Annotated in this window: 22 protein-coding genes and 1 tRNA gene; 4 read left to right on the top strand and 19 right to left on the bottom strand. The window is 50.1% G+C overall.

The window, feature by feature from the left end; genetic code table 11:
- Window positions 1-9: 9 nt before the first annotated feature.
- From O5O45_RS04830 to O5O45_RS04820, 3 genes are all read right to left on the bottom strand, one after another.
- Window positions 10-948 carry a polyamine ABC transporter substrate-binding protein gene (locus O5O45_RS04830; protein ID WP_305904130.1) on the bottom strand — a complete coding sequence of 313 codons (939 nt, stop codon included), beginning with the start codon at window positions 946-948 and terminating at the stop codon, window positions 10-12.
- A 624-nt stretch (window positions 949-1,572) separates the two neighbouring features.
- Window positions 1,573-2,184 (bottom strand): DUF1439 domain-containing protein, encoded by a 612-nt coding sequence (locus tag O5O45_RS04825; RefSeq protein WP_305904129.1) that lies wholly within the window; start codon window positions 2,182-2,184, stop codon window positions 1,573-1,575.
- Window positions 2,185-2,255: 71 nt separating this feature from the next.
- Window positions 2,256-3,908, bottom strand: coding sequence for a diguanylate cyclase (locus O5O45_RS04820; RefSeq protein WP_305904128.1), 1,653 nt, complete (start codon window positions 3,906-3,908; stop codon window positions 2,256-2,258).
- 126 nt (window positions 3,909-4,034) lie between these two features.
- On the opposite strand from O5O45_RS04820, the gene elbB reads away from it, so the two are divergent.
- Together elbB and O5O45_RS04810 are read left to right on the top strand one after the other, a co-directional pair.
- The gene (gene elbB, locus O5O45_RS04815) at window positions 4,035-4,691 is read left to right on the top strand and encodes an isoprenoid biosynthesis glyoxalase ElbB (protein ID WP_305904127.1); all 657 of its coding nucleotides are present in this window, start codon (window positions 4,035-4,037) and stop codon (window positions 4,689-4,691) included.
- 148 nt (window positions 4,692-4,839) lie between these two features.
- Window positions 4,840-5,259 (top strand): hypothetical protein, encoded by a 420-nt coding sequence (locus tag O5O45_RS04810; RefSeq protein ID WP_305904126.1) that lies wholly within the window; start codon window positions 4,840-4,842, stop codon window positions 5,257-5,259.
- 32 nt (window positions 5,260-5,291) lie between these two features.
- On the opposite strand, the gene O5O45_RS04805 is transcribed toward O5O45_RS04810, so the two are convergent.
- The 4 genes from O5O45_RS04805 to O5O45_RS04790 all read right to left on the bottom strand — a co-directional run bounded on the left by O5O45_RS04805 (window position 5,292) and on the right by O5O45_RS04790 (window position 7,496).
- Complete coding sequence (locus tag O5O45_RS04805; protein WP_305904125.1) at window positions 5,292-6,263, bottom strand: carbon-nitrogen hydrolase family protein; 972 nt, start codon at window positions 6,261-6,263, stop codon at window positions 5,292-5,294.
- A 30-nt stretch (window positions 6,264-6,293) separates the two neighbouring features.
- Window positions 6,294-6,728, bottom strand: a complete 435-nt coding sequence (locus O5O45_RS04800; RefSeq protein ID WP_305904124.1) for a GFA family protein — start codon at window positions 6,726-6,728, stop codon at window positions 6,294-6,296.
- Between the two features lie 141 nt (window positions 6,729-6,869).
- A complete protein-coding gene (locus tag O5O45_RS04795; protein WP_305904123.1) occupies window positions 6,870-7,118 on the bottom strand; it encodes a hypothetical protein in 249 nt (82 codons plus the stop codon).
- A gap of 42 nt (window positions 7,119-7,160) precedes the next feature.
- Window positions 7,161-7,496, bottom strand: coding sequence for a hypothetical protein (locus tag O5O45_RS04790; RefSeq protein ID WP_305904122.1), 336 nt, complete (start codon window positions 7,494-7,496; stop codon window positions 7,161-7,163).
- Window positions 7,497-8,449: 953 nt separating this feature from the next.
- Between O5O45_RS04790 and O5O45_RS04785 the strand changes: the two genes are divergently transcribed.
- Window positions 8,450-8,794: a hypothetical protein gene (locus tag O5O45_RS04785; protein WP_305904121.1), complete on the top strand. Its 345-nt coding sequence runs from the start codon at window positions 8,450-8,452 to the stop codon at window positions 8,792-8,794.
- Between the two features lie 85 nt (window positions 8,795-8,879).
- Here the strand turns inward: O5O45_RS04785 and O5O45_RS04780 are convergent.
- The 9 genes from O5O45_RS04780 to thrS form a co-directional block, all read right to left on the bottom strand.
- Window positions 8,880-8,956 (bottom strand) — tRNA-Pro (locus O5O45_RS04780).
- A 103-nt stretch (window positions 8,957-9,059) separates the two neighbouring features.
- On the bottom strand, window positions 9,060-9,416 hold the full coding sequence (locus O5O45_RS04775) for a MerR family transcriptional regulator (RefSeq protein WP_305904120.1): 357 nt from the start codon (window positions 9,414-9,416) through the stop codon (window positions 9,060-9,062).
- Window positions 9,397-9,699: an integration host factor subunit alpha gene (gene ihfA / locus O5O45_RS04770; protein WP_011398341.1), complete on the bottom strand. Its 303-nt coding sequence runs from the start codon at window positions 9,697-9,699 to the stop codon at window positions 9,397-9,399. Before ihfA ends, O5O45_RS04775 begins: the two co-directional genes overlap by 20 nt.
- 2 nt (window positions 9,700-9,701) lie before the next feature.
- A complete protein-coding gene (gene pheT, locus O5O45_RS04765; protein ID WP_305904119.1) occupies window positions 9,702-12,074 on the bottom strand; it encodes a phenylalanine--tRNA ligase subunit beta in 2,373 nt (790 codons plus the stop codon).
- Window positions 12,075-12,130: 56 nt separating this feature from the next.
- On the bottom strand, window positions 12,131-13,126 hold the full coding sequence (pheS, locus tag O5O45_RS04760; RefSeq protein WP_305904118.1) for a phenylalanine--tRNA ligase subunit alpha: 996 nt from the start codon (window positions 13,124-13,126) through the stop codon (window positions 12,131-12,133).
- A 93-nt stretch (window positions 13,127-13,219) separates the two neighbouring features.
- Complete coding sequence (gene rplT / locus O5O45_RS04755; RefSeq protein WP_011398344.1) at window positions 13,220-13,576, bottom strand: 50S ribosomal protein L20; 357 nt, start codon at window positions 13,574-13,576, stop codon at window positions 13,220-13,222.
- A gap of 21 nt (window positions 13,577-13,597) precedes the next feature.
- Window positions 13,598-13,789 (bottom strand): 50S ribosomal protein L35, encoded by a 192-nt coding sequence (rpmI, locus tag O5O45_RS04750; protein ID WP_011398345.1) that lies wholly within the window; start codon window positions 13,787-13,789, stop codon window positions 13,598-13,600.
- 52 nt (window positions 13,790-13,841) lie between these two features.
- The gene (gene infC, locus O5O45_RS04745) at window positions 13,842-14,378 is read right to left on the bottom strand and encodes a translation initiation factor IF-3 (RefSeq protein ID WP_305906188.1); all 537 of its coding nucleotides are present in this window, start codon (window positions 14,376-14,378) and stop codon (window positions 13,842-13,844) included.
- A 29-nt stretch (window positions 14,379-14,407) separates the two neighbouring features.
- Window positions 14,408-16,321, bottom strand: coding sequence for a threonine--tRNA ligase (gene thrS / locus O5O45_RS04740; protein ID WP_305904117.1), 1,914 nt, complete (start codon window positions 16,319-16,321; stop codon window positions 14,408-14,410).
- A gap of 296 nt (window positions 16,322-16,617) precedes the next feature.
- Here thrS and O5O45_RS04735 point away from each other — a divergent pair, with 296 nt between their 5' ends.
- Window positions 16,618-17,364 carry a ParA family protein gene (locus O5O45_RS04735; RefSeq protein WP_305904116.1) on the top strand — a complete coding sequence of 249 codons (747 nt, stop codon included), beginning with the start codon at window positions 16,618-16,620 and terminating at the stop codon, window positions 17,362-17,364.
- Window positions 17,365-17,394: 30 nt separating this feature from the next.
- On the opposite strand, the gene O5O45_RS04730 is transcribed toward O5O45_RS04735, so the two are convergent.
- The 3 genes from O5O45_RS04730 to O5O45_RS04720 form a co-directional block, all read right to left on the bottom strand.
- Window positions 17,395-18,378 carry a TAXI family TRAP transporter solute-binding subunit gene (locus O5O45_RS04730; RefSeq protein ID WP_305904115.1) on the bottom strand — a complete coding sequence of 328 codons (984 nt, stop codon included), beginning with the start codon at window positions 18,376-18,378 and terminating at the stop codon, window positions 17,395-17,397.
- 187 nt (window positions 18,379-18,565) lie between these two features.
- Window positions 18,566-20,959 (bottom strand): efflux RND transporter permease subunit, encoded by a 2,394-nt coding sequence (locus tag O5O45_RS04725; RefSeq protein ID WP_305904114.1) that lies wholly within the window; start codon window positions 20,957-20,959, stop codon window positions 18,566-18,568.
- Between the two features lie 51 nt (window positions 20,960-21,010).
- The gene (locus tag O5O45_RS04720; RefSeq protein WP_305904113.1) at window positions 21,011-22,150 is read right to left on the bottom strand and encodes a WD40/YVTN/BNR-like repeat-containing protein; all 1,140 of its coding nucleotides are present in this window, start codon (window positions 22,148-22,150) and stop codon (window positions 21,011-21,013) included.
- Window positions 22,151-22,189: the final 39 nt, after the last annotated feature.

The raw sequence follows: 22,189 nt of genomic DNA, 5'->3' as shown, positions 1-22,189 counted from the left end.
GTATCCATTCTAACGCTTAATCGAACGAAACATCTGGTTGCGCAACTTTAACACCTCCGGCGAAATGACTTTGTAAGTATCCGCCTTATCCATCACATTTTTCGGCGGGTAAATGTCAGGATTTTCCAGGTGCTCTTTTGACAATTTTGAGGCCGCCGCCTTATTTGCGGAACCATAATGTAGAAACTCAGACAGCTTAGCGGCGTTCTCGGGGCGTAGTAAAAAGTCGATAAACTGATGCGCCTCTTCCTTATGCAGGCTTTTCTTGACCACGCCGATATAGTCCACCCACAAATTGGTGCCTTCGGCCGGCGCTACGAACTCTACTCTTGGGTCGAGTTCGTGCAGCCCCACTGCATCTCCGTTGTACATCATGGCCATTACAATATGGCCTTTGATCAGCTCCGAGTTTTCATCAATGAGGGGATAGGCGTAACCCGCCACATACGGTTTTTGCTGCTCCAGCAACACGCCCGCCGCCTCAACCTGGTTCAGGTCCGTCGCATTCATAGAATATCCCAACGCCACCAACGCCATTCCAAATGCATCAGCGGAGTCATCGATCACCATGATTTTTTGTCGCAGAGTATGATGGGGTTTAAAGAAGTCTCGCCAACTGGAAGGCGGCTGCGGAAGCTTGTCGCTTCGGTAAGCGATGCCGACGGTTCCCCATAACAGAGGCACGCCGTAACCCCCCACCTCTCCGAACATCTTCATCCAGTGTTCATCCACATTGGACAAATGAGGTAATAGCTCTGGCTGCAAGGCATCAATCCATTCTGGAATCACATATTCCCGCATGGATGCGCCGGCGCTGACAATCAAATCAAGCCCAACTCCCTGGGTTTCCGCCAGCAAGGCTTGTTTGCTTTCATCGGAGGAGTAATAAAGTTCCCGCACCTGAACCCCCGTTTCCTTTTGAAAGGCGTCCAGTAACTCAGGAGGCATGTAATTCGCCCAGTTATACAAAACCAGCTCAACACTATCCGCCCCTCTCACTGCGAGAGGATAGAGAAGGCTAACTCCCCATATGGTCAACCATAGAATCAGTCGATGCTCCATGTCGGCGGTGTCTATCAGTTGTCCGATATCAGTGTTTCTGCACTAAGCCGGGGACATGACGGTATTTGCCGGAAGCCCTGGCCGCTCTCTTTGAGATTAGCAGAAGCCTCGGATATAGAAAGAAAAAAGCCGGGAGACTCTCATCACCCGGCTTCTTTAAAAGATTCTTCCATTAGGCCTTAAATTCAGCGACCCATTCGCCGTTAACGTCAGGCCAGCATTGAACCAGCAGCACTGTGTTGGCTGCTATGAACGCGTCCAGTGCGCCATAAGATGCAAAACGTTTAATCACAGCTGGTACCTACTTCATTAATACAACTTTACTTCTTTAGCCACCCGGTTAAAGAGCCCGGCATGACTCGACTTCCTGACGACGATCAGCCAATCACCGACAAGTAAAGATGAATTTTAGTCATCTCTATAGGAATAAAAATCCGAGAATCTCCTTATCCTAAAGGACATACAGGGATTTGCGGGCGTCTGGAGCAGGAAGCCAGACGTCATTATCCGCTATAAGCGGAACCTCACCATATCATCTTCGACCGTGATCTCTCGCACAGAGCCAACAACTCTACTTGCAATACCGACGGGCTCTTTCAGTTTATAGACGGGATAGGCTCCATAATAGGCGTTCAGCCAATCGCTAATATTGCTCCATAAAGGCTTACGAACGCCTTCGGGCACGAAACGATTAATAAATCGAGACTCGACATTTAGCACTTGAATGTTATCCAGATACAGAGAGCCTGAATCCGCCTCCCATCTTACCTCCGCGCTTCCGGTAATTCGGAGCGGCTCTTCAATACTGACGCCCAAAATGCGAGTGGACAGTATCGGCTCGGCATCTAACATGACATATCCGCCTCGATCGCCCAATAACGCAATAGTAAGCCGCTGCAAGTCCAATTGCGCCTGAACGGACAGGCTTTGGCTCATGAGGTCAGGCAGGATGGTTCCCAGTCCACCCATATTTTCCGGCGCACGGACCTGTACATTGATAATGCCTTGAATGGGGAGCTGCTTATTAATACTGGCCTGAATTTCCGCTTCTCTTACTGTAAAAGAATCACAGCCGGATAGAACGAAGCTCAAAGCCGACGAAAGCAGTGCAGCAAGACGCATAATGGATCACCAAAACGTTGGAAGCGGAGTCAGGCGACTAATATAACGCCTGAGGGCGGATGGACAAGTGCTTAGGGATTGACAGAGTTGTAAGAACCACTGCGCTTTACATTGCGCAAGTCCGCAGGATTGATCGCCGCGAATCTATTTCGTCCAGATTCCTTGGCTTTGTATAAGGCCTCATCCGCCAACCGGATCCACTCTTCTTTAGTCTCGTCTTCGCCAGGAGCCCCTGCCGCGACGCCACAACTTACTGACACATACTGCGCGACTTGCGAAAAGTGGTGAGGGAGTTTCATTTCATAGACGCGCTTAACCAAACGCTCAGCGACCTGCTCTCCTATGTGCAAGTCAGCTCCAGGCAACACGACTAAAAACTCTTCTCCTCCATAACGGGCGACAAGATCAAGGCGCTTGTTAGCGCCTCGACGCAACGCCGAGGCGACCTCTTTGAGCACTTCATCGCCCATGTCATGGCCATAGTGATCATTGAAGTCCTTAAAATAATCGACGTCACAGATGATAATGGCGATATCTGACTTCTGCTCCAAAGCCAGTTTCCAGCGCTCATCCAGATATCCAATGACCGCTCGACGGTTCGCCAGCCCCGTCAACTCATCACGAAAGGACATCTCACGCAGCTTTTCACTCTGCTCCTGCAACTGACATAACAACTGATGAAACGCCCTGCCAAGCTTGCCTATTTCGTCTCTCGGCAGCTTGGGCAGATCCAGCTTTTCCAATTGCGGCTGGCTTTGAACACGCCGGACATAAGCCTCCAAACGCGCCAGTGGACGCAGCACGAGCATCCAAACAAGAAAGGCGAAGATACCCAATACCGTCGTCAATAAATAGGAGGCATAGCTCATCGCCCGGTCGAACGTCGCTGCGGTGAGATTAAAGAAATCGCGGTCGGCGTTGATACGCACCAGAATACTAAGATCGCTCTCAATATCAGGGATCAGCGTGTAGCCTTCCAATTTGGAGTCGCTGACTTCCTGGGTATAGATAGGTTCATCCACTGTCAATCTGTCCGCAATATCGCGCAAGTCATCACCAAGCTTTGGGTCATGCATCCAAAAAACCGCGAAAGGGACCCCCACCAACTGCTGCACATTTTGCAACAACCGCCCGCGCACCAGGCGGCCAAATAGCAGCACGCCATTCGCTGGCCCAGTGAGATTCGAGCGAAACACAGGGCGCACGCTGACAAACATCAGCCCGGATTCGGTCCCCATGATCCCGGAATACCCCGAGTAGGGATCCTTAAAGTCACCGAGCGCCACCCCCAGGATAAAACCAGGATCGGGCGGACCGTCCAAGGGCAGCTCTTTCACATGCAGCGTCTCTCCGGCTTCCTGATCCCACGTCTTTCCCCAAACCACTTCGCCATTGGGCTTATAAAGCATCATCGCATCGATCTTGAGATTAACGAATGTGGCGTCGCCGAGATTGGATTCTATGTATTCAGGATAAGGTGATTCGACAAAACGATAGGTATCGTCCCAGGCCGCCCAGTCCAAGGTATATTGATGCAGGTTGGTTAATTCATGAAATAAAGCGCCTGTCACCCTGTCTATATCAAGACGGGCGCGCTGAGATTCCAAGTCCCTGGCCATTGGAGCAAAAAATACCTGCAACCCCGCCATAAAGATCATGATCAAAATCACGGCGAAGCAGACACAAATTGCTCCGAATTTGAACCAAAGCGATCTCAAATTCATGGCGGATTGTTCTGGTGAGTCTAAATTCACCATAGCATAGAAAATGCAAACCCGCCGGGCTAAAGTATGTCGGCATAAATAGTTAAGACTGATTAAAGCTAAGCTGAGAAAAAGGGAGGAGTTACAATGGCTAATATTGCTGTGGTTTTGTCAGGCTGTGGGTACCTCGATGGCGCGGAAATCTACGAGTCCGTCATCACTCTTTTAGCGCTGGACAGCAACGACGCAAAATATCAGTGTTTCGCCCCGGATATTAATCTGGTGCAAGTGGTGAACCACATCAGCGGAGAGCCTGTGCCGGGAGCGTCACGCAATGTATTGTTGGAGTCCGCCCGTTTGGCGCGCGGCGAAATCAAAGAACTTTCGGAACTTAATCCTGATGAGTTTGACGCACTGATCTTTCCGGGAGGATTTGGCGCCGCGAAAAACCTGTCCACTTTCGCTGTCGACGGCGTCGACATGAAAATCCTCCCACAGGTGGAGCGAGTCGCCAAAGCTTTCGCCGAAGCTGGCAAACCGTCTGGTTATATCTGCATCGCTCCAACCATGATCCCTCATATCTATGGAGCCGGCGTCAAATGCACCATTGGCGACAATAGAGACATCGCCGGCGCGATTGAAAGTATGGGCGGGCAGCACGTGGACTGCGCCGTGGACGACGTAGTAGCGGATGAAGAACGTAAGGTTGTCTCCACGCCAGCCTATATGCTGGCGGGCCGGATTTCAGAAGCCGCCACAGGTATTGAAAAGCTTGTCCGCCAGATTCTAACCTGGATCGACTAATCCCACTCTGCTCCCGCCGATTTCAAATCGGCGGATTCCCCACATTGAGTCACCTGCTGACTGCCTGCAAATTAGGATGATTATTCTAATTTTTGCTTCTAGTATTTGATTCTAATTTAGCCATATAACCCGATTTCAAGGCGCTAAAATGTCGGCAAAAAACTCAAAAAGCCAAATGGACCGGCTAACCACTTTAAAGGACCAACTACAACGCCAACTGCAATCCGGCCTGAGCACAGTTGAACAGGAAGGAAAAAAGGTTCTGAATCAACTTGGCGCAGATCTGGATAATGAAGATAAGAGTCTGAAAGCCGTCGTCGCCCGAATCCGAGCCAAAAACAACACCTTCAAAGACTTCGCACGCAACATCGACGCAGCCACTTATGACGTGCGCGGCAGAATACGCTGGAACGCAAACATGATGTCCGCCTACGCCAAAATGCAGGCCGAAAAAGCCGTGGACAAAGAAGTCAAACCAAGACTCGAAACCTACAAACACAACCTCGAAAACAGGATCAAATACCTTCGGGACAAAGTCGCCCTGTTCAAGGAAAAGATTTCACACTGAGTAAACCTCACTAGTTTAGAGCTAGAGTAGACTCAGCCCCTTCCCCAGGGGCTTTTTTTCAAAGATTGGTCATCCTGAAATGACACAGGAGAAACAGTGCTACGATCAACATTTAATTTAAAGAGATCGGGTCGACCATAATGTCCAGCAACATCAAGAGATTTTCTTGCGTTTTTTGAGGCCTCAAGGTCAATGTCAGCATACAGTATGGCTTTCTCTTTATGCATAGGCCCTGCAGCAATCCCGCCAAAAGGTTTCACTACGACAGCTCCACCAGTGTTGATCCACTCTTCGTTTTTAAACAGCTGAGACCTGCCCGGAAAGTCATCAGGGATATCACTGCCTGTAATAGCCGTCGCAGTGCTCAAGACCCAGCATCCGCCCTCTCTGGCTATGTGATTCATCGAAGCAACCCAAGTATCGCCATTGTCCCAAGTCGGAGCTACGTAGACATCAATGTTCTGACTATATAGAGCAAACCGCGCCAGTGGCATATAGCTTTCCCAACAGATTAGACACCCTATCCGACCTATCGCGGTTTCCACTACTTTTAGCCCAGAACCATCCCCCATTCCCCACACCATCCGTTCTGGGTTAGTTGGCATCAGTTTTCGATGCCGGTTCAGCAAAGAGCCATCAGCGTCAAAGACAAACAACGAATTGAATAGAGTTGATCCGCTGAACTCTGACTCAAGCTCATGCGCCCCCATAACCACGACGATCTGGTACTTGGCGGCTGCTTCTGCAATAGGTTTCAAATCACCCGCTTTAAGATTAACCGCATTGGCCCGGAGCTTGGCATGGATTTCATTACCCAGCGCAATATCGCCTCCCGGCCTAAGACGCCATATCCAAGTTGGGTAGCCAGGAAGATGCGCCTCGGGAAAAACAATCAGCTTCGCTCCATTACTCGCCGCTTCTTCAATTATTTCTACGGCCAGATGTATTGATGCTTGCAGATCCAACAATACCGGAGGCTTTTGAGTAATTGACACCTTAACCATGACATTTCTCCCGTGGCGAAGTCTGTAGCTTCACTCTTGGATAACTTCGCCAGACCCACCCAGCTCCAAAGGCACATCTTTCAGTTTCATCACCCCATCCTTGATCGGTAATCGGTGCTCCTGATAATGGACATGCACACCGGCTTCATAAGGAAAGTCGGGAATCACAGCAGCAAAGACATCGATCAGCCCCATTCCTGGATGCTCTGTAAAGATGTGACCTCCGCAGTTTTTACACCATTTGCGGTAACTGTTAGGGGTCTTATTGTATGTGCCAATGCTATCTGCCCCCTTTAACACGACGACTTGCTCTGGCTTCCACAGAGTAAAAGCATTGACTGGTGATGCTGACCAGCGTCGACACGACTCACAATGGCAATAGCCCATCCCTTCGGGTTTACCACTTACCGTAAATTGAACAACCCCACAGAAACAGCTGCCTTGATACTTACTTTCGCTATTCATTTTACCCCCCATGTCTCAACCGCAATTGAAGAAACGCCGTCTTGACTACAGCTCAGCTCATTCCCTTATCGGTATCATGGTATGAGTCTAGGCCCATCCGCAGGGATAGGCGGAGATTAATCTCATGCATGCTAGTCACGTCTACGGCAACCATTGAAGGTGCACGCCGAATAGCTGCTGTAATATTTCCATCGACTCATCCGACTCACTTAACATGCCTTTTGGTGGATCGCCTTCGTATTGTCTTGCTTTCGCCAGCCTAACCTTCGCATCCATTAACTTTAGCTTGATGTCAAAGCACTCTCTATCTATACGTAAGGAGCGCTCAAGCAAACTAGTTATTCCATCAACCTTAATTTGGGTATACTCCCTGCACTTAGGAATATCCATTTTGCGTCCTTATAATACTCTTCCCTACATCCTAACAGGGACTTATAAGTCTAAATGTCCGAGTTCGGCATCAATTCTCTGCTGAGCTTCGAAGAGCTGGCTGGTAGCATGGGCGAACAAGCACTGGAAGTGTTCTTCACGAACAGGGTCCTTATCATCTTCTAAGAAATCTTTACACTTCGCCAATGTATGCATTAAACATGTATAACGAAGTATTCTTTCTAACTTATTACTACCCTCATTTTTTTGAATAACCGCCGCCACCTTTTTTAGCTGCTCCATCTTAGCTAGCACTTCTTTCAGCGCTAAACGCGGTGGATGTTTCTCCTCTCCAATGACTTCCCATGAGTGGTCTACAAGGGGGGCTTTCATCACCATTTTTACTCTAAGTCCTCTACCTTCAGAATCTGGCTCATTCTCCCAACGTCAGATAATGATAGAGATGATAGTTGATTGACTCCCACGTGGTTTTATAGCTTACCCTGGCGCTTCAGGATCCTGACATTCTCCTTAGCGAAGCTAACCAATTTCCCAATTTGGCAGTCCGCCTCTGCGCCTTCCATTCCACTAACCTCGCTAATAATCCCTCTCATTCTGCTTCCGTCAGTAGATAACACACATACAGTAACCCACAACTCACCATTACCTTTAGAAAGACTCACATGATCACCTACCTCGGGGGGGCTCTTTGAATCTAAAGGCGACTTTCCATAAACACTGATTAAACCTGCACTTTTATCCCAAGCCACATATAACCTCCCCTCCTGAGAGTTATTTAAAATTGGCAACCACCTACACTCTCCAGACCATGCTCACATAATAGGGTTTACATTAATACCAAGAGCTGTGCAATTGGCGCTTTCTGTCTTTTGATCAGAATACTAACGGGTCAACTAAGCACCATCGCTCAGCAAGAATTAATAGCAAGATTTATAGGAAATAAAAACACTAGGCCTGCTTATGAAAGTAGGCAATTAACCTAACATTATTCCAAGCACCTTAAGCTCAACAGTTACCAAACTATACATGCTTATGGAGTCAGCGGCTTTGTTAGAGCTGGCTTGCCTCTAGCCAACAACACTTTGTGTCGCCCAGCAAGTTCTCATGACTCTGATATGGTCCAAAACAGCTGCCGGCAAAGAAGAAGCGTTCTCTAAGCATTGGATATAATTGAATTTTTCATTAATGCATGTAACAGCTTCTTCGCGGCTGCATTACCGGCCAATTTAATGCCAAAATTAATCAATCAGAATGAAACCAACCATACATAATACCTCGGTGTTTCAGCTTCAAATGCGCCAAAAAATCACCTCACTCCCACTAAAATTTAGTTGGCTCCACCAACTTATCAATACCAATTATTAGGTACACTTTTCTACCGCCTTATTAGTAGCAACAGCCTCTCCATCGACTATTCTGCTTGGCTGGGCGTGACTGATTCCCACCTCATAGCGCGTCAGCTCAAGCTGGTCTTTGCCGTAATCACGGAAGAAGAAAAACTAACTTTTCATGATATAGGAGCTTTGGATGAAAAAACTGTACAGAGACACCAAGGGAAAGACCCTAAAAAATTAGGCGGATGGGCTTCAGAAAAAATGGTGAAGAACTACGATTCCGGACACAGCGAAATTAGGTGGATAAATGCCGGTGCAGACCTAAAAATAGCCGGAATTTAACGGGAGGTTTTGCAAAACATTTGCAAGAGCAAAATTTAAACAGAACCGATAAGTGGCGTAACTTATTGATATTAGTAAGTAAAATTGGTCGGGACGGAGTGATTTGAACACTCGACCCCTTGCACCCCATGCAAGTGCGCTACCAGGCTGCGCTACGCCCCGACTCGAAGAGGTGCGTATCATAGATAAAAACACCTCGCCCTTCAACCCCTAAAAAACCAAATAATTTAGTTTTTTACTTTGGGGTGATAGTCCTCGAAACTTATCAGGTTTCGAGGACCAACAACACTTCTTCCAACTCAACAATCATCTGACGAATGAGTTGCTTGGCCTGTGTAGCGTCTTCCTTGGTTTCGGAGCCTGCCAATTTCTGCTTGGCGCCGCCGATGGTATACCCTTGATTGTATAGAAGGTCTCGTATCTGGCGAATCATCAACACGTCCTGACGTTGATAATAGCGGCGATTTCCGCGCCGCTTTACGGGAGCGAGTTGAGGAAACTCCTGCTCCCAATATCGTAGTACGTGAGCCTTAACACTACATAAATCGCTAACTTCACCAATAGTGAAGTAGCGTTTTCCTGGAATGGGTGGGAGCTCGTCGTTATGACTGGGTTCCAGCATAAGCTTCTACTTTAGCCTTTAATTTTTGACCTGGTCTGAAAGTAACAACCCGTCTGGCGGTGATAGGTATTTCCTCACCAGTTTTAGGGTTACGGCCAGGACGCTGTTTTTTGTCCCTCAGGTCAAAATTGCCAAATCCTGACAGCTTTACTTGCTCGTTGTGGCTTAATGCATCCCTGACCTCGTCAAAGAAGGCCTCGACCATTTCCTTTGCTTCACGCTTATTGAGACCCACTTCCTGATAAAGCCGCTCAGCCATATCTGCTTTCGTTAAAGCTCCCATGACTAACTCCTCAAAGACGCACCGAAACGATTACCAAGTTCTTTCACCACGTTGTCAAATGCCTCCGTGATTTCTTCGTCGCGTAATGTTCTTTCAGGATGGCGCCACACGATACTGATGGCCAGGCTCTTCTTATCCGCACCGACCGATTCCCCATGATATACATCGAACAGTTCGTGGTGAACACGCCATTCCCCTGCGCTCTGAGCAATCGCCAGGGCGACATCCGCGTAAGGTGTTTGTTCATCTATTACAATAGCAAGGTCTCTTCGGATCTCCGGGAAGCGGGAAACTCCTTTAAAAGAAGGCACTTGCCCGTCTGCTATTGAATTTAAGCATAGCTCAAATAAATAAAGTGGGCCATTTAAATTCAAAGTTTTAGCAATTCTGGGATGCAGTGCGCCTAACACACCGATAGGTTGCCCGTCTTTCAGTACTTCAGCCGTCTGCCCGGGGTGCAATGCAGGATGCTGAGCGCTCCGGAAACTCAAGTTGCAGCCAGGGATTTCCAGAAGCGACTCCAGATCACCCTTCACATCATAGAAGTCTACCGTGCGCTTTTTGCTTTCCCAGCCTTCCGGCATGCTGGCTCCCATAATTAACCCCGCCAACATCGGGTCTTGTTGAATTTGCCCGTCCTTCCTAAGGAAGCGTAGACCAGATTCAAAAAGACGAATGCGATTTTGTTGGCGATTTTGATTATACAAAGCCGTCTGCAAAAGGCCTGCCCAGAGGGTCGTACGCATCGCAGCCATATCGCTGGCGATAGGATTCGCCAAGGTAATGGTATCTTCCTCAGGAGTCAGCAGGCTCAGCACTTTCTGATCTACGAAAGTGTATGTAATCGCTTCCTGGTACCCTTTCGACACTAAATGCAGCTTCAAGCGGCGTAGCGACACCTTGCTTTCCGGCAACGGCTTGATTCCCAATGGCGCCATAGGCTCGGTAACAGGTAGCTTGTTATAGCCATACAGTCTTGCCACTTCTTCGATCAGATCCACCTCAATACTAATATCGAAGCGATGAGTCGGCGCGCTGAAAGTCCAGCCGTCCTTAGCCACCTTGTGTACGCTAAGACCCAGCCTCGCCAGCATTTCCTCTACTCTTGTGCGATCAAGATGAACGCCCAGCAACTCATCAACGCGCGCATGACGGAGATTTACCAATGTCTTGGCGGGCAAATGCTCCTTGCTGCAAACTTCTGTAACCGGGCCAGGCTGACCACCCACAATCTCAAGCAACAGCTCCGTGGCTCTTTCTATAGCCCGCGCCTGATGAGCGTAGTCAACACCTCTTTCAAAGCGGTGAGATGAGTCCGTGTGCAAACCGTATGAACGCGCTTTCCCCGCCAAATGCAAAGGAGCAAAGAACGCGCTTTCCAGGAATATGTCCTTGGTTTTTTCAGAAACGCCACTGTGTTCGCCCCCCATGATGCCTGCCAAGGCAAGAGGCTTTTCTTTGTCAGCAATGACCAATGTATCAGGATTAATAGCTATCTCCTGACCATCCAACAGAACCAGCTTTTCTCCCGGCGTGGGCATCCGAACGACGATACCGCCCGCAAGTTCGTTGAGGTCAAAAGCATGCATAGGCTGACCTAACTCGATCATTACGAAGTTAGTAACGTCCACCACAGCGTCAATGCTGCGAATGCCGCTACGACGCAATTTTTCAACCATCCACTGAGGTGTAGGCGCAGACAAATCCACACCTTTAATAACGCGCCCGACATATCGCGGGCAGGCGTCAGGAGCGTCGATACGAACAGGAAATACGTCGTCAATAACCGCCGCCGTCTTCTTCACTTCAGGGGCTTCAAAAGGAATCTTATTGAGAGCGGCCACTTCCCGCGCCATCCCCAAAATACTGAGGCAATCGCTACGGTTGGGAGTCAGGTCAACATCAATAATATTGTCATCCAACTTCAAATAGCTGCGAACGTCAACGCCAACAGGCGCATCCGCAGCAAGCGGCATCAAGCCATCGGATTTTTCCGCCAGCGTCAGCTCTTCTTCTGAGCACAACATGCCCTGGGACTCTACGCCCCGCAGCTTGGCCTTTTTTATTTTGAAGTCGCCGGACAGCACAGCGCCAATTTTTGCGAACGGAACTTTCATTCCCGCTACGACATTAGGAGCGCCACATACTACCTGGAACTGCTCCTGACCATCCGATACCTTACAAACGCGAAGCTTATCTGCATCAGGGTGGGGCTCGACTGACAGCACCTCACCCACCACGATTCCACTAAAAGGCTTGGCTACGCGCTCAGCAGCGTCCACTTCCAGGCCCGCCATAGTGATTTGCTGAACCAAAGCCTCTGAGCTCAGCTGCGGATCGACCCACTCTCGTAACCAATATTCACTGAATTTCATATCACAAAGCCTATTATTAATCCTTACCGTGTTTTAAGGGGTAATCACGTCTGAGGTTAAAACTGGTCAAGAAAACGCATGTCGTTTTCGAAAAACATCCGCAGATCGTTCACGCCGTACCGGAGCATCGCCAATCGCTCAACGCCCATACCAAAGGCAAACCCTGAATAGGTTTCAGAATCGACGCCCGCAGCTTCAAACACTTTAGGATGAACCATGCCGCAGCCCATTACTTCGAGCCACTTGATTGAACCGTCTTCGTTTCTTCCCCACTCAATGTCCACTTCAGCGGAAGGCTCTGTAAACGGGAAGTATGAAGGACGGAAGCGCACTTCAAGGTCTTTCTCAAAGAACTCACGCAGAAACTCAACGATTGTACTTTTCAGGTCAGCGAAGCTGACGTGTTTATCCACCATCAAACCTTCGACTTGGTGGAACATTGGCGTATGGGTCATATCCGAGTCGCAACGATAAACTCTTCCAGGACATATCATGCGAAATGGAGGCTTACTTGACTCCATCACCCGAATCTGTACCGGGGACGTATGCGTACGTAGCAATGTCGTCGGATCAAAGTAAAAGGTATCGTGCATGGCGCGCGCCGGATGGTGAGAGGGGATATTAAGGGCCTCGAAGTTATGATAGTCATCTTCGATTTCAGGGCCTTCTTCCACTGTGTATCCAGATCGCGCGAAGAAGTCTTCAATACGTAACATCGTCCGAGTGACAGGATGAAGAGTTCCCAATGACTCTTTACGCCCAGGCAGAGTTACGTCGATTGATTCCGCAGCCAGTTTGGCTGCTTCGTTTTTACTGGAGAGCTCGCTTTTGGCTTCGTTGATCAGGTCTTGCACCAACAGCTTGGCTTCATTGATTTTTGCCCCCGCCGCAGGTCTCTCCGCAGCGTCAAGACGCCCCAGCTCTTTCAGAAGTTGGGTGATTTGCCCTTTCTTGCCAAGGTAGTCAACTCTTAGTTGTTCAAGGCTCTGTTCGCTCTCCGCCTTGGCGACGGCGTCTTTGGCGCGATCAACAATGCCTTCAAGATTCTCCATTTTTCCGCTCCGAGAAACAAAAATAGGGGAAGAGCAGCCCCTTCCCCTATCAAATATTAATCAACAAAATCAAGGATTTGCTGAAAATTTAGATTACGCCAGGGCCTCTTTAGCTTTCTGAACTACAGCAGCAAAAGCTGCTTTTTCGTTCATAGCCAGATCCGCCAGGACCTTACGGTCGATTTCGACGTTGGCGCGCTTCAGACCAGCGATCAAACGGCTATAGGACAGACCGTTGTCACGCGCACCGGCGTTAATACGGGCGATCCACAGTGCGCGGAATTGACGCTTACGCTGACGACGGTCACGGTAAGCATACTGTCCGGCTTTGATAACCGCTTGTTTGGCTACACGGAATACACGACTACGCGCTCCGTAGTAACCCTTGGCTTGATTCAGAACTTTCTTATGGCGACGGCGAGCCGTTACACCACGTTTAACTCGAGGCATATTTCAATCCTTCCGTATTAATTACTGGCAGAGCATACGCTTGATCAATGGAACATCCGAAGGGTTCACTTGCTTCTTAGGACGCAGGTGACGCTTACGCTTGGTGCTCTTCTTGGTCAAAATATGACTGGTGAAGGATTGGCGGTGTTTGAAGCCATTAGCGGTTTTTTTGAACCGCTTCGCCGCCGAGCTTTTGCTTTTCATCTTAGGCATATGAATACTCCGCATTCATTTAGATATAAATGAGCAGCTTCGCTTAACAAAGCTACTTTTTCTTTTTCGGGGCTACCACCATCATAGCCTGACGCCCTTCCATCTTGGGCCTTTGCTCCACGACGCCGAACTCCTCCAGGTCTTTTTCGACCCTTTGCAGTAACTGCAGCCCGAGCTCTTGGTGAGCCATTTCCCGCCCGCGGAAGCGGATGGATACTTTGGCCTTATCCCCGTGCTCTAGGAAACGTATCAGGTTGCGCAGCTTTACCTGATAATCCCCTTCTTCCGTCCCTGGTCGAAATTTCATTTCTTTTACTTGCGTTTGCTTCTGCTTTTTCTTGGCAGCAGCTTTTTGCTTTTTCTCTTCAAAAATCTTTTTCCCGTAGTCCATTATGCGGCAGACTACCGGGTCAGAATCCGCGATCTGCACTAAGTCCAAGCCTTCCTGCTCTGCTTTTTCCAAGGCTTCTTTTATAGGAACTATACCGACCTGCTTCCCATCGGATGCGATCAGCCGAACTTCCGAAGCAGTTATGTTTTCATTTATTTTTGGACGATCGGATTTGCCTTGTGGCGTATTGCGCTTAATCGTGTTTTCTCCGTGTTAATTAATCGTTTCTAGCTACGGCTGCGTTTGGCTTCTTCGTTTTGAAGCAATTCTTCAAACGCAGAAATGGACATCACGCCGAGGTCTTCGCCTTGACGAGTCCGGATAGCTAAACATTGAGTTTCGACTTCTTTGTCCCCGACCACTGCCAAAAAGGGGACCCTGTTCAAAGTATGCTCGCGAATTTTATAGTTGATTTTTTCGTTTCTCAAGTCCAGACACACCCTAAACCCTTTATCATTCAGGATTTCGCCTATTTTTTTACAATATTCCGCTTGTTTATCGGTAATATTGAGGATAGCCACCTGTGTCGGAGCCAACCAGGAAGGGAAGGCCCCTTCGTAATGTTCGATAAGAATACCAATAAATCGCTCAAAGGAGCCCAGAATCGCTCGGTGCAACATGACTGGCGTTTTTCTGACCTGCTCATCGGATACGTATTGCGCACCTAAGCGGCCTGGCATGGAGAAATCCACCTGCACAGTACCGCACTGCCACAGACGTCCCAAGCAGTCTTTCAGTGAAAACTCAACCTTCGGACCGTAAAACGCGCCCTCGCCGGGCAGTTCTTCCCAAGGCAAGCCTTTAGCGTCCAACGCATCAGCCAGAGCCTTCTCTGACTTATCCCAGATTTCGTCTGAACCTACACGTTTCTCTGGACGCGTGGACAGCTTATATATGATTTCAGAGAAGCCGAAATCCGCATAAACCTCGTGCAGGAAGTCAATAAACTTGCCGACTTCTTCCTGAATTTGCTCTTCGGTACAGAAAATATGCGCGTCATCCTGAGTGAAACCTCGCACCCGCATCAGACCATGGAGCGCACCTGAAGCTTCATTACGGTGACAGGAACCAAACTCGGCCAATCGCAGCGGTAGATCGCGGTAGCTACGAAGCCCTTGGTTGAACACCTGAACGTGGCAGGGGCAATTCATCGGCTTGATGGCGAAGTCGCGATCTTCAGACTGAGTGGTGAACATATCGTCGCGGAACTTCTCCCAGTGCCCGGACTTCTCCCACAAAGTACGCTCAACCACTTGAGGCGTTTTGATTTCTTTGTAGTCGTGTTTGCGCAACTGCTTGCGCATGTACTGCTCGATCACCTGATACAAGGTCCAGCCATCAGAATGCCAGAACACCATACCTGGCGCTTCTTCCTGCATGTGGAACAGGCCCAGCTTTTTACCGATTTTACGGTGATCGCGCTTTTCCGCCTCTTCAATTCTATGCAAATAGGCCTTGAGGTCCTTTTTATTACCCCAGGCAGTGCCATAAATCCGTTGCAGCATGGCGTTGTTAGAGTCGCCACGCCAGTATGCTCCCGCCACTTTGGTCAGCTTGAAGGCTTTGATTTTGCCTGTACTGGGGACGTGTGGACCGCGACACAAATCAATGAAGTCGCCCTGAGAATAGAAAGACAGATTTTCTTCAGTGGGAATACTGGCGATGATTTCGACTTTGTATTCTTCACCCATTTTCTTGAACAGTTCTACAGCCTCGGAACGAGACATCAACGAGCGAGTGACCGGCAGGTCGGCGTCGGATAGCTCCTGCATCTTTTCTTCGATCTTAACCAGATCGTCTGGGGTGAAAGGACGCTCAAATGCAAAGTCGTAATAAAAGCCATCTTCAATAACGGGACCGATAGTTACCTGCGCACTGGGAAAAATGCTTTGCACCGCCATCGCCAGTAAGTGGGCGCTGGAATGTCTGATTACTTCCACGCCTTCAGGGTCCCGCTCCGTTACAATCGCCAGCTCGGCGTCTTTATCAATAACATGAGAGCAGTCAACCAGTGTTCCATCCACTTTGCCCGCCACGGCGGCTTTGGCTAACCCGGGACCGATGTCGGCAGCGACATCCAGCACGGTTACAGGGTTGGAAAATTCTCTCTTACTGCCGTCAGGCAATGTAATTACGGGCATAAAAAACTATCCTTCACCAGTGGTGGTCCATACCAAAGACCACTTGCACACAAATTTCAGGGGCAGAGATTCTAGCAACTATGTGGCTGCGTTACCACGCCAAAAGCGTCCCGGCATGCGATTGTTTCTTGATTTTACAGTTAAAGGCTATATAACTCTGACAGAGTAACCGAATTATAAAACCCTGTCGGCGAAGCCTGACTGTCCACACTCACCGGCGCTCCATGGAAGTATGACGTCACCGCCGGTCAATAAAGGCTCCAACCGACCATAACAACAAGGCGCCATCTGACTTCATGAAAACCATAGCGGTATACAATCTCAAAGGCGGGGTGGGAAAAACCGCCACCGCCGTCAACATTGCCTATCTCAGCGCAGGAAGCGGCCAGCCAACGTTATTGTGGGACTTTGACGCTCAAGCGGCGGCGAGTTGGTATTTCCAGGTTGAGAACAGCAAACGCAAGAAAGCGAGCAAGCTGATCAAGGACAAGCTTGCGCTGGGCGAGCTGATTCAGGGAACCGGCTATGATCGCCTCGATATTATCCCATCCGATATGAGCAATCGTAATATCGACGTGAATCTCACCGGCGTCAGCGGAGGCAAGCTCGACTCCTGGCTATCCATGCTGAGCGAGACTTATGGGGTACTGGTTCTGGACTGCCCTCCCACCTTATCGGAGCTGGCATTGCGCGTACTCAAGGCCGCCGACGCCGTGCTAGTTACCATGATACCGACCCATCTGTCGTTTGAAACTTATCGTCATGTGACAGAGATGATGGAGCAAAAGAAAATCGATTTGGCCAAGCTGTATCCCGTGCTGACCATGATTGATCGCCGCAAGAGCATACACCAGGAGTTCACCGCCAGCTGCAGGAAAACGCTCGGCAAGACGCCTATCGGCTTTATTCCATACTGCAGCGACGTGGAGAAGATGGGGGAGTTTCGCGAGCCCTTGCCGGTATTCGCGCCAAGATCGCCAGCCACCCTCGCCTATCAGCTGTTGTGGGACAACATCCGCAAAAAAGCGCTGCGCCGACGTTAAGGTTGGCCTTACAGAGAAGAGATTTGGCGATCAGTTACCGATCATGCCCATTTCCCGATAGTATTTTTCTGCGCCGGCATGCAACGGCGCCGTCAGACTATCGAAGATCATCTGTTCTTTCTTCAGATTGGCCAACGCGGGATGCAGACGTCGAAACAGGTCAAAATTCTCAAAAACCGCCTTAACCACGCTGTAGACCACTTCATCCGATACCGCCGTAGTCGTCACAAAGGTAGCGCCGACGCCAAAGGTGTTCACATCCCGCTCATTGCCACGATACATTCCGCCGGGCACCACTGCGCGGCGATAATAGGTGTTGGCGCGGACCAATTTGTCGATTTCGCCCCCTTCCACTGACACCAGCACGCTGTCGCACAGGGTGGTCGCCTCTTTCACCGCGCCGCTTGGGTGGCCCACAATATATAGCATCACGTCAATCTGGCCGGAGCACAGCGCCCGTGGCTGTTCGATAGCCTTGATTTCCGAGGCGGACTTGAAATCATTGAGGGACCAGCCATACGCATTCATCAGCACTTCCATCGTGCCACGCTGGCCAGAACCTTCGTTACCCACATTGACCCGCTTGCCCTTCAAATCCTTAAAACTTTTCACATTGGCGTCTTTACGCGCCACGATGGTAAAAGCTTCCGGGTGGATAGCAAATACAGAGCGAAGCTCTTTGTGAGGCCCCGCTTCTTTGAAAATACTGCTGCCATGATAGGCATGAAACTGCCAATCGGACTGCACCACTGCGAAGTCCACTTCTCCGGCGCGCAATGCGCGCAGGTTGTAAGGCGATCCGTCCGTGCTTTCAACGAAGCAGCGAAAGCCGTACTCCTTGCTGGACTTATTCACCAAGCGACAAATAGCGCCGCCGGTAGGAAAATACACCCCGGTTTCATTGCCGGTGGCGATACTGATGTGAGAAGGCGTGTCTGCGGAGTACGTCAATGTGGCGCAAAGAGCTGCAATGCTCAGAACCAAGAAGCGCAGCGTAGCGTTAATCAATGGCATTGGGAGATGAGTACCTGCTTTCAAGACTGCTTTACGTATACCGGGTGGTGTATAGGCCCACAAGCCGCTTTACAACCCAATTTACTATTCAATTCCAGACGCTTACCAATTAATTATAGTCAAAGAAGGGCCCTTGACCGGGCCCTGTTCGTTACAGAGATATACGACGACTATACCGCCCGGCGTGTCAGACGCCCCCTTCTGCGGCTTTCGCCTTGGCGACCATCTTCTCTGGATTAAGCAGAAAGCGGGCCAACGCCGGCAGCAGCCACAATGCGCCGATCATATTCCAAAGGAACATAAAGAACAGCAACAGCCCCATATTCGCCTGCAGTTTGATGGGCGAGAATATCCAGGTGCATACGCCAATCGCCAGCGTAACGCCTGTAAACATCACCGCCTTACCAGTGGAGCGCAATGTTTCGAAATACGCATCCTGCAAACTTTTACCTTCCAGAATATAGTGCTCAAACTTGGTGTAGATATAGATGCCGTAATCCACGCCAATGCCCACACCCAGTGCAATCACTGGCAAGGTTTCGACTTTGATGCCAATGCCCATCTGCGTCATCAGCGCTTCACACAGGATCGAGGTCAAGCCAAGAGGCACAACAATACACAACACTGCCCGGATAGATCGGAACGTCACAAAGCACAATACGCTGACCACCGAGTAAACGAAGATCAGCATCAGGTCTTTGGCTTTGGAGATTACCTGGTTCGTGGCTGCATCCACGCCGGCGTTGCCCGCCGCCAGCAGCAATTGGTAGTCCTCACTGGCGTTTTCGCGAGAGAAGGCTTCTATGGTGTCCACCACCCGCTGCAGGGTTTCCGCTTTGTGATCCTCAAGGAAAGCCAACAACGGCGTCATGCTGCAATCAGAGTTCACCAGTCCGGACGGCGCCCGCTGGATGGAAGAGTTAATAATCTGCTGGTTGCGGGATAGTTCGTACCACTTGAAGTTGCCTTCATTCAGCGCTTTGGTGACGATTTTGGATACGGTCGCCAACGACGCCGTCGACTCAACGCCAGGCGTGTTCTCCAACACCCACTGCAGCTCATCCATCCCTTTCATGACCGGATAACTGGAGCATTTTTCCTTATCCGTCTTCACCATCACCACCATTACATCCGAGCTGGTGCTGTAATTGTTGATGATGAAGTCATTATCCCGGTTATATCTGCTGTCAGGACGCAGCTCAGGCGCGCCTTTGTCCAGATCGCCGATCTTCAAGCCCTGCTTGTAGTAAATTCCCAGTCCGGCGCCGACCAACGCGATCAACAAAGATACTCGGGCCACCGAGGGATGGGCGAAATAAGACATACGCAGCCACTTACGATCGCGCTCTTCGCCCCGGTTCTTCTGGTGCTTGACCCCGGTCTTGGTGATGCCTACATAGGAAAGAATAATCGGGTGCAACACCAGGTTGGTGATAATGATCACTGCAACGCCAATGCTGGCGGTGACGGCGAGATCCTTGATGACGTCAATTTTAATGAACAGAAGCGTCAGGAACCCCATCGCGTCGCTCACCAGCGCCAGCATTCCAGGAATATACAACGCCCTGAACGCCAAACGCGCAGAGGTCGTGGCGTCGAACCCGCGGGCTGACTCAATGGTCATTGCATTGACGATTTGCACCCCGTGACTAATGCCGATTGCGAATACCAGGAATGGTACCAGTATGGAGTATGGATCTATTCCATATCCCAGCAGACGCAATATCCCGACCTGCCAGGTTACCGCCACAATGGAAGCCAGAACCGGCGTCAATGTGCCGGACCAACAACGCGAGTACCAGTAGAGCAGCACGATGGTAAGAACAATGGCGACCAGGAAGAACAGCACGACAGAGCGCATACCCTCTATCAAATCCCCCAGCTTCTTCGCAAATCCAATCGCGTAGACGCGGATATTAGGGTTTTGCGCCTGAAACTTCTCTCTGATATTTTTTTCCAGATCACGAGAGAACTGCTCGTAATTCAACGATTGCCCGGTATCCGGGTCGATCTCCAATAGAGGCGCATAGATAATAGCGGAGCGGAAATTGTCCGCCACCAGCCTACCTACTTCGCCAGAGCGCAAGATATTCTGGCGCAGCTTGTCCAGACTTTCCTGACCGCCGTTGTATCCATCTGGAATGACTGTGCCGCCCTGGAACCCTTCCTCAGTGACCTCCACCCAGCGTACATTGGGGGTCCATACAGAGCGTACGCCGGAGCGGTCCACGCCGCGCAGATAAAACACTTCATCCGTGATCTGCTTCAGGGTTTCCATATAAGAATCGGTAAAGATATCCCCTTCCTCGACCGCCACGGCGATGCGAATGGAGTTACCCAGGTTTTCCAGGTCATCCCGATTCTCAAGCATGTTTTGAATGTAAGGGTGCTCCAGCGGAATCAGTCTCTCAAAACTGGAGTCCGGCTTGATTTTGGCCGCGTTGAAGGCCATGAAAACGGTAATCGCCAGGAAAGCGATTAGAATGATCAGGCGGTTGTTAAACACCAGGCGTTCCAGCCATGGCTCCGCCTTTGGCGTTAAAATGAAGTGATCGCCTTGATCGTGCAACTTGTTCGACATTCAAGTTTCCCCTGTCTGATTGTTCTACTGTGGGTTGCTATCGAACTATGGCTAGTTCAGCTTGCTTATGCTTTTGAGGACGTTCACGCCGCCCTCGCCGACTAGCAACAATTGGTCGGATGACAGGAATGTCGCCGCCAACAATCCCTGGCGGTCAGCCTGCGGATGCACTTTGAAGTCTTCGCCGAAGTTCTGGCTTAACAACATAACCCCGGAGTTGCCGACGACCGCCATGCGTCCATCCTCGCCTACGGCGGCTCCCATCAGCGATTCTTCCACATCAACCCCTACGCGCTCCCATGTGGAGCCCGAGTCCTGGGAATAGAACAGATGCCCACGCAGGCCGAACACAAACACCTCATTGACGTTGCCATTGCCACTCACGCCGAACAGCGAGCCGTCATAGGGCGACTCAAGGGTTTCCCAAGTCGCGCCAAAATCCGTCGAGCGAAAAACGTATCCCGCCTCGCCGACAATAAACATGGCTCCGCCAGTGATCTGCGCAATCGCATTCAAGTGAAAGCGTTCAGTGTTTTCCAGTCTGGGCGCCCAGTTGGTCCAACTTGCTCCGCCGTCTTCCGTATGAAAGAAAAATCCATAGGCGCCAACGATGAATCCTTCCTGCGCATTTTTGAACCAAACGTCGAGCAATGGTTTGCCCGGGCCGACTTCCGCATCCGCCATGGCGTCTTCAAGAGCGAAGTTGGCGTCTTCGAGCTGATACTCTAGATCTGTTGCTTCCTCTTCCGGCGCCGACTCCAGTTGCTCCTTCAAATTCGCCACGCGTTTCTGCGCCTGAGCGATAACCATCTCATTCGCCGCAAAACCGTCAAACTGTTTACTCCAATTGACGCCACCATCCTCGGTATGAAGCACCACAGCGCCGTGGCCCACCGCCCAGCCTTGCTTGGCGTCCACAAAATACAGGGAGGTCAATAATGTCGATACAGGCGAGTTGGCCTGCGTCCAGCTTCCTCCCTGATCATCGGAATAAATAATGTGTCCCCGCTGCCCAACCGCCACCAGACGATCACCGGCCTTCACCACATCCACCAGCAACGTGGATGGCGCTAATTCGGTTTTCATTGCCGGAGTGCTAAGCACATCGCCCGCCAGAGACCAAGGAGAGTTCAGCGACGCATATAACGCGCACGCGAACGTCATTTTCCGCAGAACCGTCGTTAACTTCATTTATTCCTGCCTTTTTCTGAGCCCATCACTGTCTACGCC

It is taken from the genome of Hahella sp. HNIBRBA332, from assembly GCF_030719035.1.
Classification (GTDB): domain Bacteria; phylum Pseudomonadota; class Gammaproteobacteria; order Pseudomonadales; family Oleiphilaceae; genus Hahella.
The sequence above is the reverse complement of the archived record's forward strand: the minus strand, read 5'-3'. Positions and strand labels throughout refer to the sequence as shown.

Excerpts from the sequence above, each read along its gene's own strand:
- thrS (WP_305904117.1), bottom strand. The coding sequence starts at position 16,321 with ATGCCCGTAATTACATTGCCTGACGGCAGTAAGAGAGAATTTTCCAAC.
- O5O45_RS04805 (WP_305904125.1), bottom strand. The coding sequence starts at position 6,263 with ATGGTTAAGGTGTCAATTACTCAAAAGCCTCCGGTATTGTTGGATCTG.
- O5O45_RS04790 (WP_305904122.1), bottom strand. The coding sequence starts at position 7,496 with ATGGTGATGAAAGCCCCCCTTGTAGACCACTCATGGGAAGTCATTGGA.
- O5O45_RS04735 (WP_305904116.1), top strand. The coding sequence starts at position 16,618 with ATGAAAACCATAGCGGTATACAATCTCAAAGGCGGGGTGGGAAAAACC.
- O5O45_RS04730 (WP_305904115.1), bottom strand. The coding sequence starts at position 18,378 with ATGCCATTGATTAACGCTACGCTGCGCTTCTTGGTTCTGAGCATTGCA.
- O5O45_RS04725 (WP_305904114.1), bottom strand. The coding sequence starts at position 20,959 with ATGTCGAACAAGTTGCACGATCAAGGCGATCACTTCATTTTAACGCCA.
- pheS (WP_305904118.1), bottom strand. The coding sequence starts at position 13,126 with ATGGAGAATCTTGAAGGCATTGTTGATCGCGCCAAAGACGCCGTCGCC.
- elbB (WP_305904127.1), top strand. The coding sequence starts at position 4,035 with ATGGCTAATATTGCTGTGGTTTTGTCAGGCTGTGGGTACCTCGATGGC.
- rplT (WP_011398344.1), bottom strand. The coding sequence starts at position 13,576 with ATGCCTCGAGTTAAACGTGGTGTAACGGCTCGCCGTCGCCATAAGAAA.
- O5O45_RS04800 (WP_305904124.1), bottom strand. The coding sequence starts at position 6,728 with ATGAATAGCGAAAGTAAGTATCAAGGCAGCTGTTTCTGTGGGGTTGTT.
- ihfA (WP_011398341.1), bottom strand. The coding sequence starts at position 9,699 with ATGGGAGCTTTAACGAAAGCAGATATGGCTGAGCGGCTTTATCAGGAA.
- O5O45_RS04810 (WP_305904126.1), top strand. The coding sequence starts at position 4,840 with ATGTCGGCAAAAAACTCAAAAAGCCAAATGGACCGGCTAACCACTTTA.
- O5O45_RS04795 (WP_305904123.1), bottom strand. The coding sequence starts at position 7,118 with ATGGATATTCCTAAGTGCAGGGAGTATACCCAAATTAAGGTTGATGGA.
- rpmI (WP_011398345.1), bottom strand. The coding sequence starts at position 13,789 with ATGCCTAAGATGAAAAGCAAAAGCTCGGCGGCGAAGCGGTTCAAAAAA.
- O5O45_RS04830 (WP_305904130.1), bottom strand. The coding sequence starts at position 948 with ATGCCTCCTGAGTTACTGGACGCCTTTCAAAAGGAAACGGGGGTTCAG.
- pheT (WP_305904119.1), bottom strand. The coding sequence starts at position 12,074 with ATGAAATTCAGTGAATATTGGTTACGAGAGTGGGTCGATCCGCAGCTG.
- O5O45_RS04775 (WP_305904120.1), bottom strand. The coding sequence starts at position 9,416 with ATGCTGGAACCCAGTCATAACGACGAGCTCCCACCCATTCCAGGAAAA.
- O5O45_RS04820 (WP_305904128.1), bottom strand. The coding sequence starts at position 3,908 with ATGAATTTGAGATCGCTTTGGTTCAAATTCGGAGCAATTTGTGTCTGC.
- O5O45_RS04825 (WP_305904129.1), bottom strand. The coding sequence starts at position 2,184 with ATGCGTCTTGCTGCACTGCTTTCGTCGGCTTTGAGCTTCGTTCTATCC.
- O5O45_RS04720 (WP_305904113.1), bottom strand. The coding sequence starts at position 22,150 with ATGAAGTTAACGACGGTTCTGCGGAAAATGACGTTCGCGTGCGCGTTA.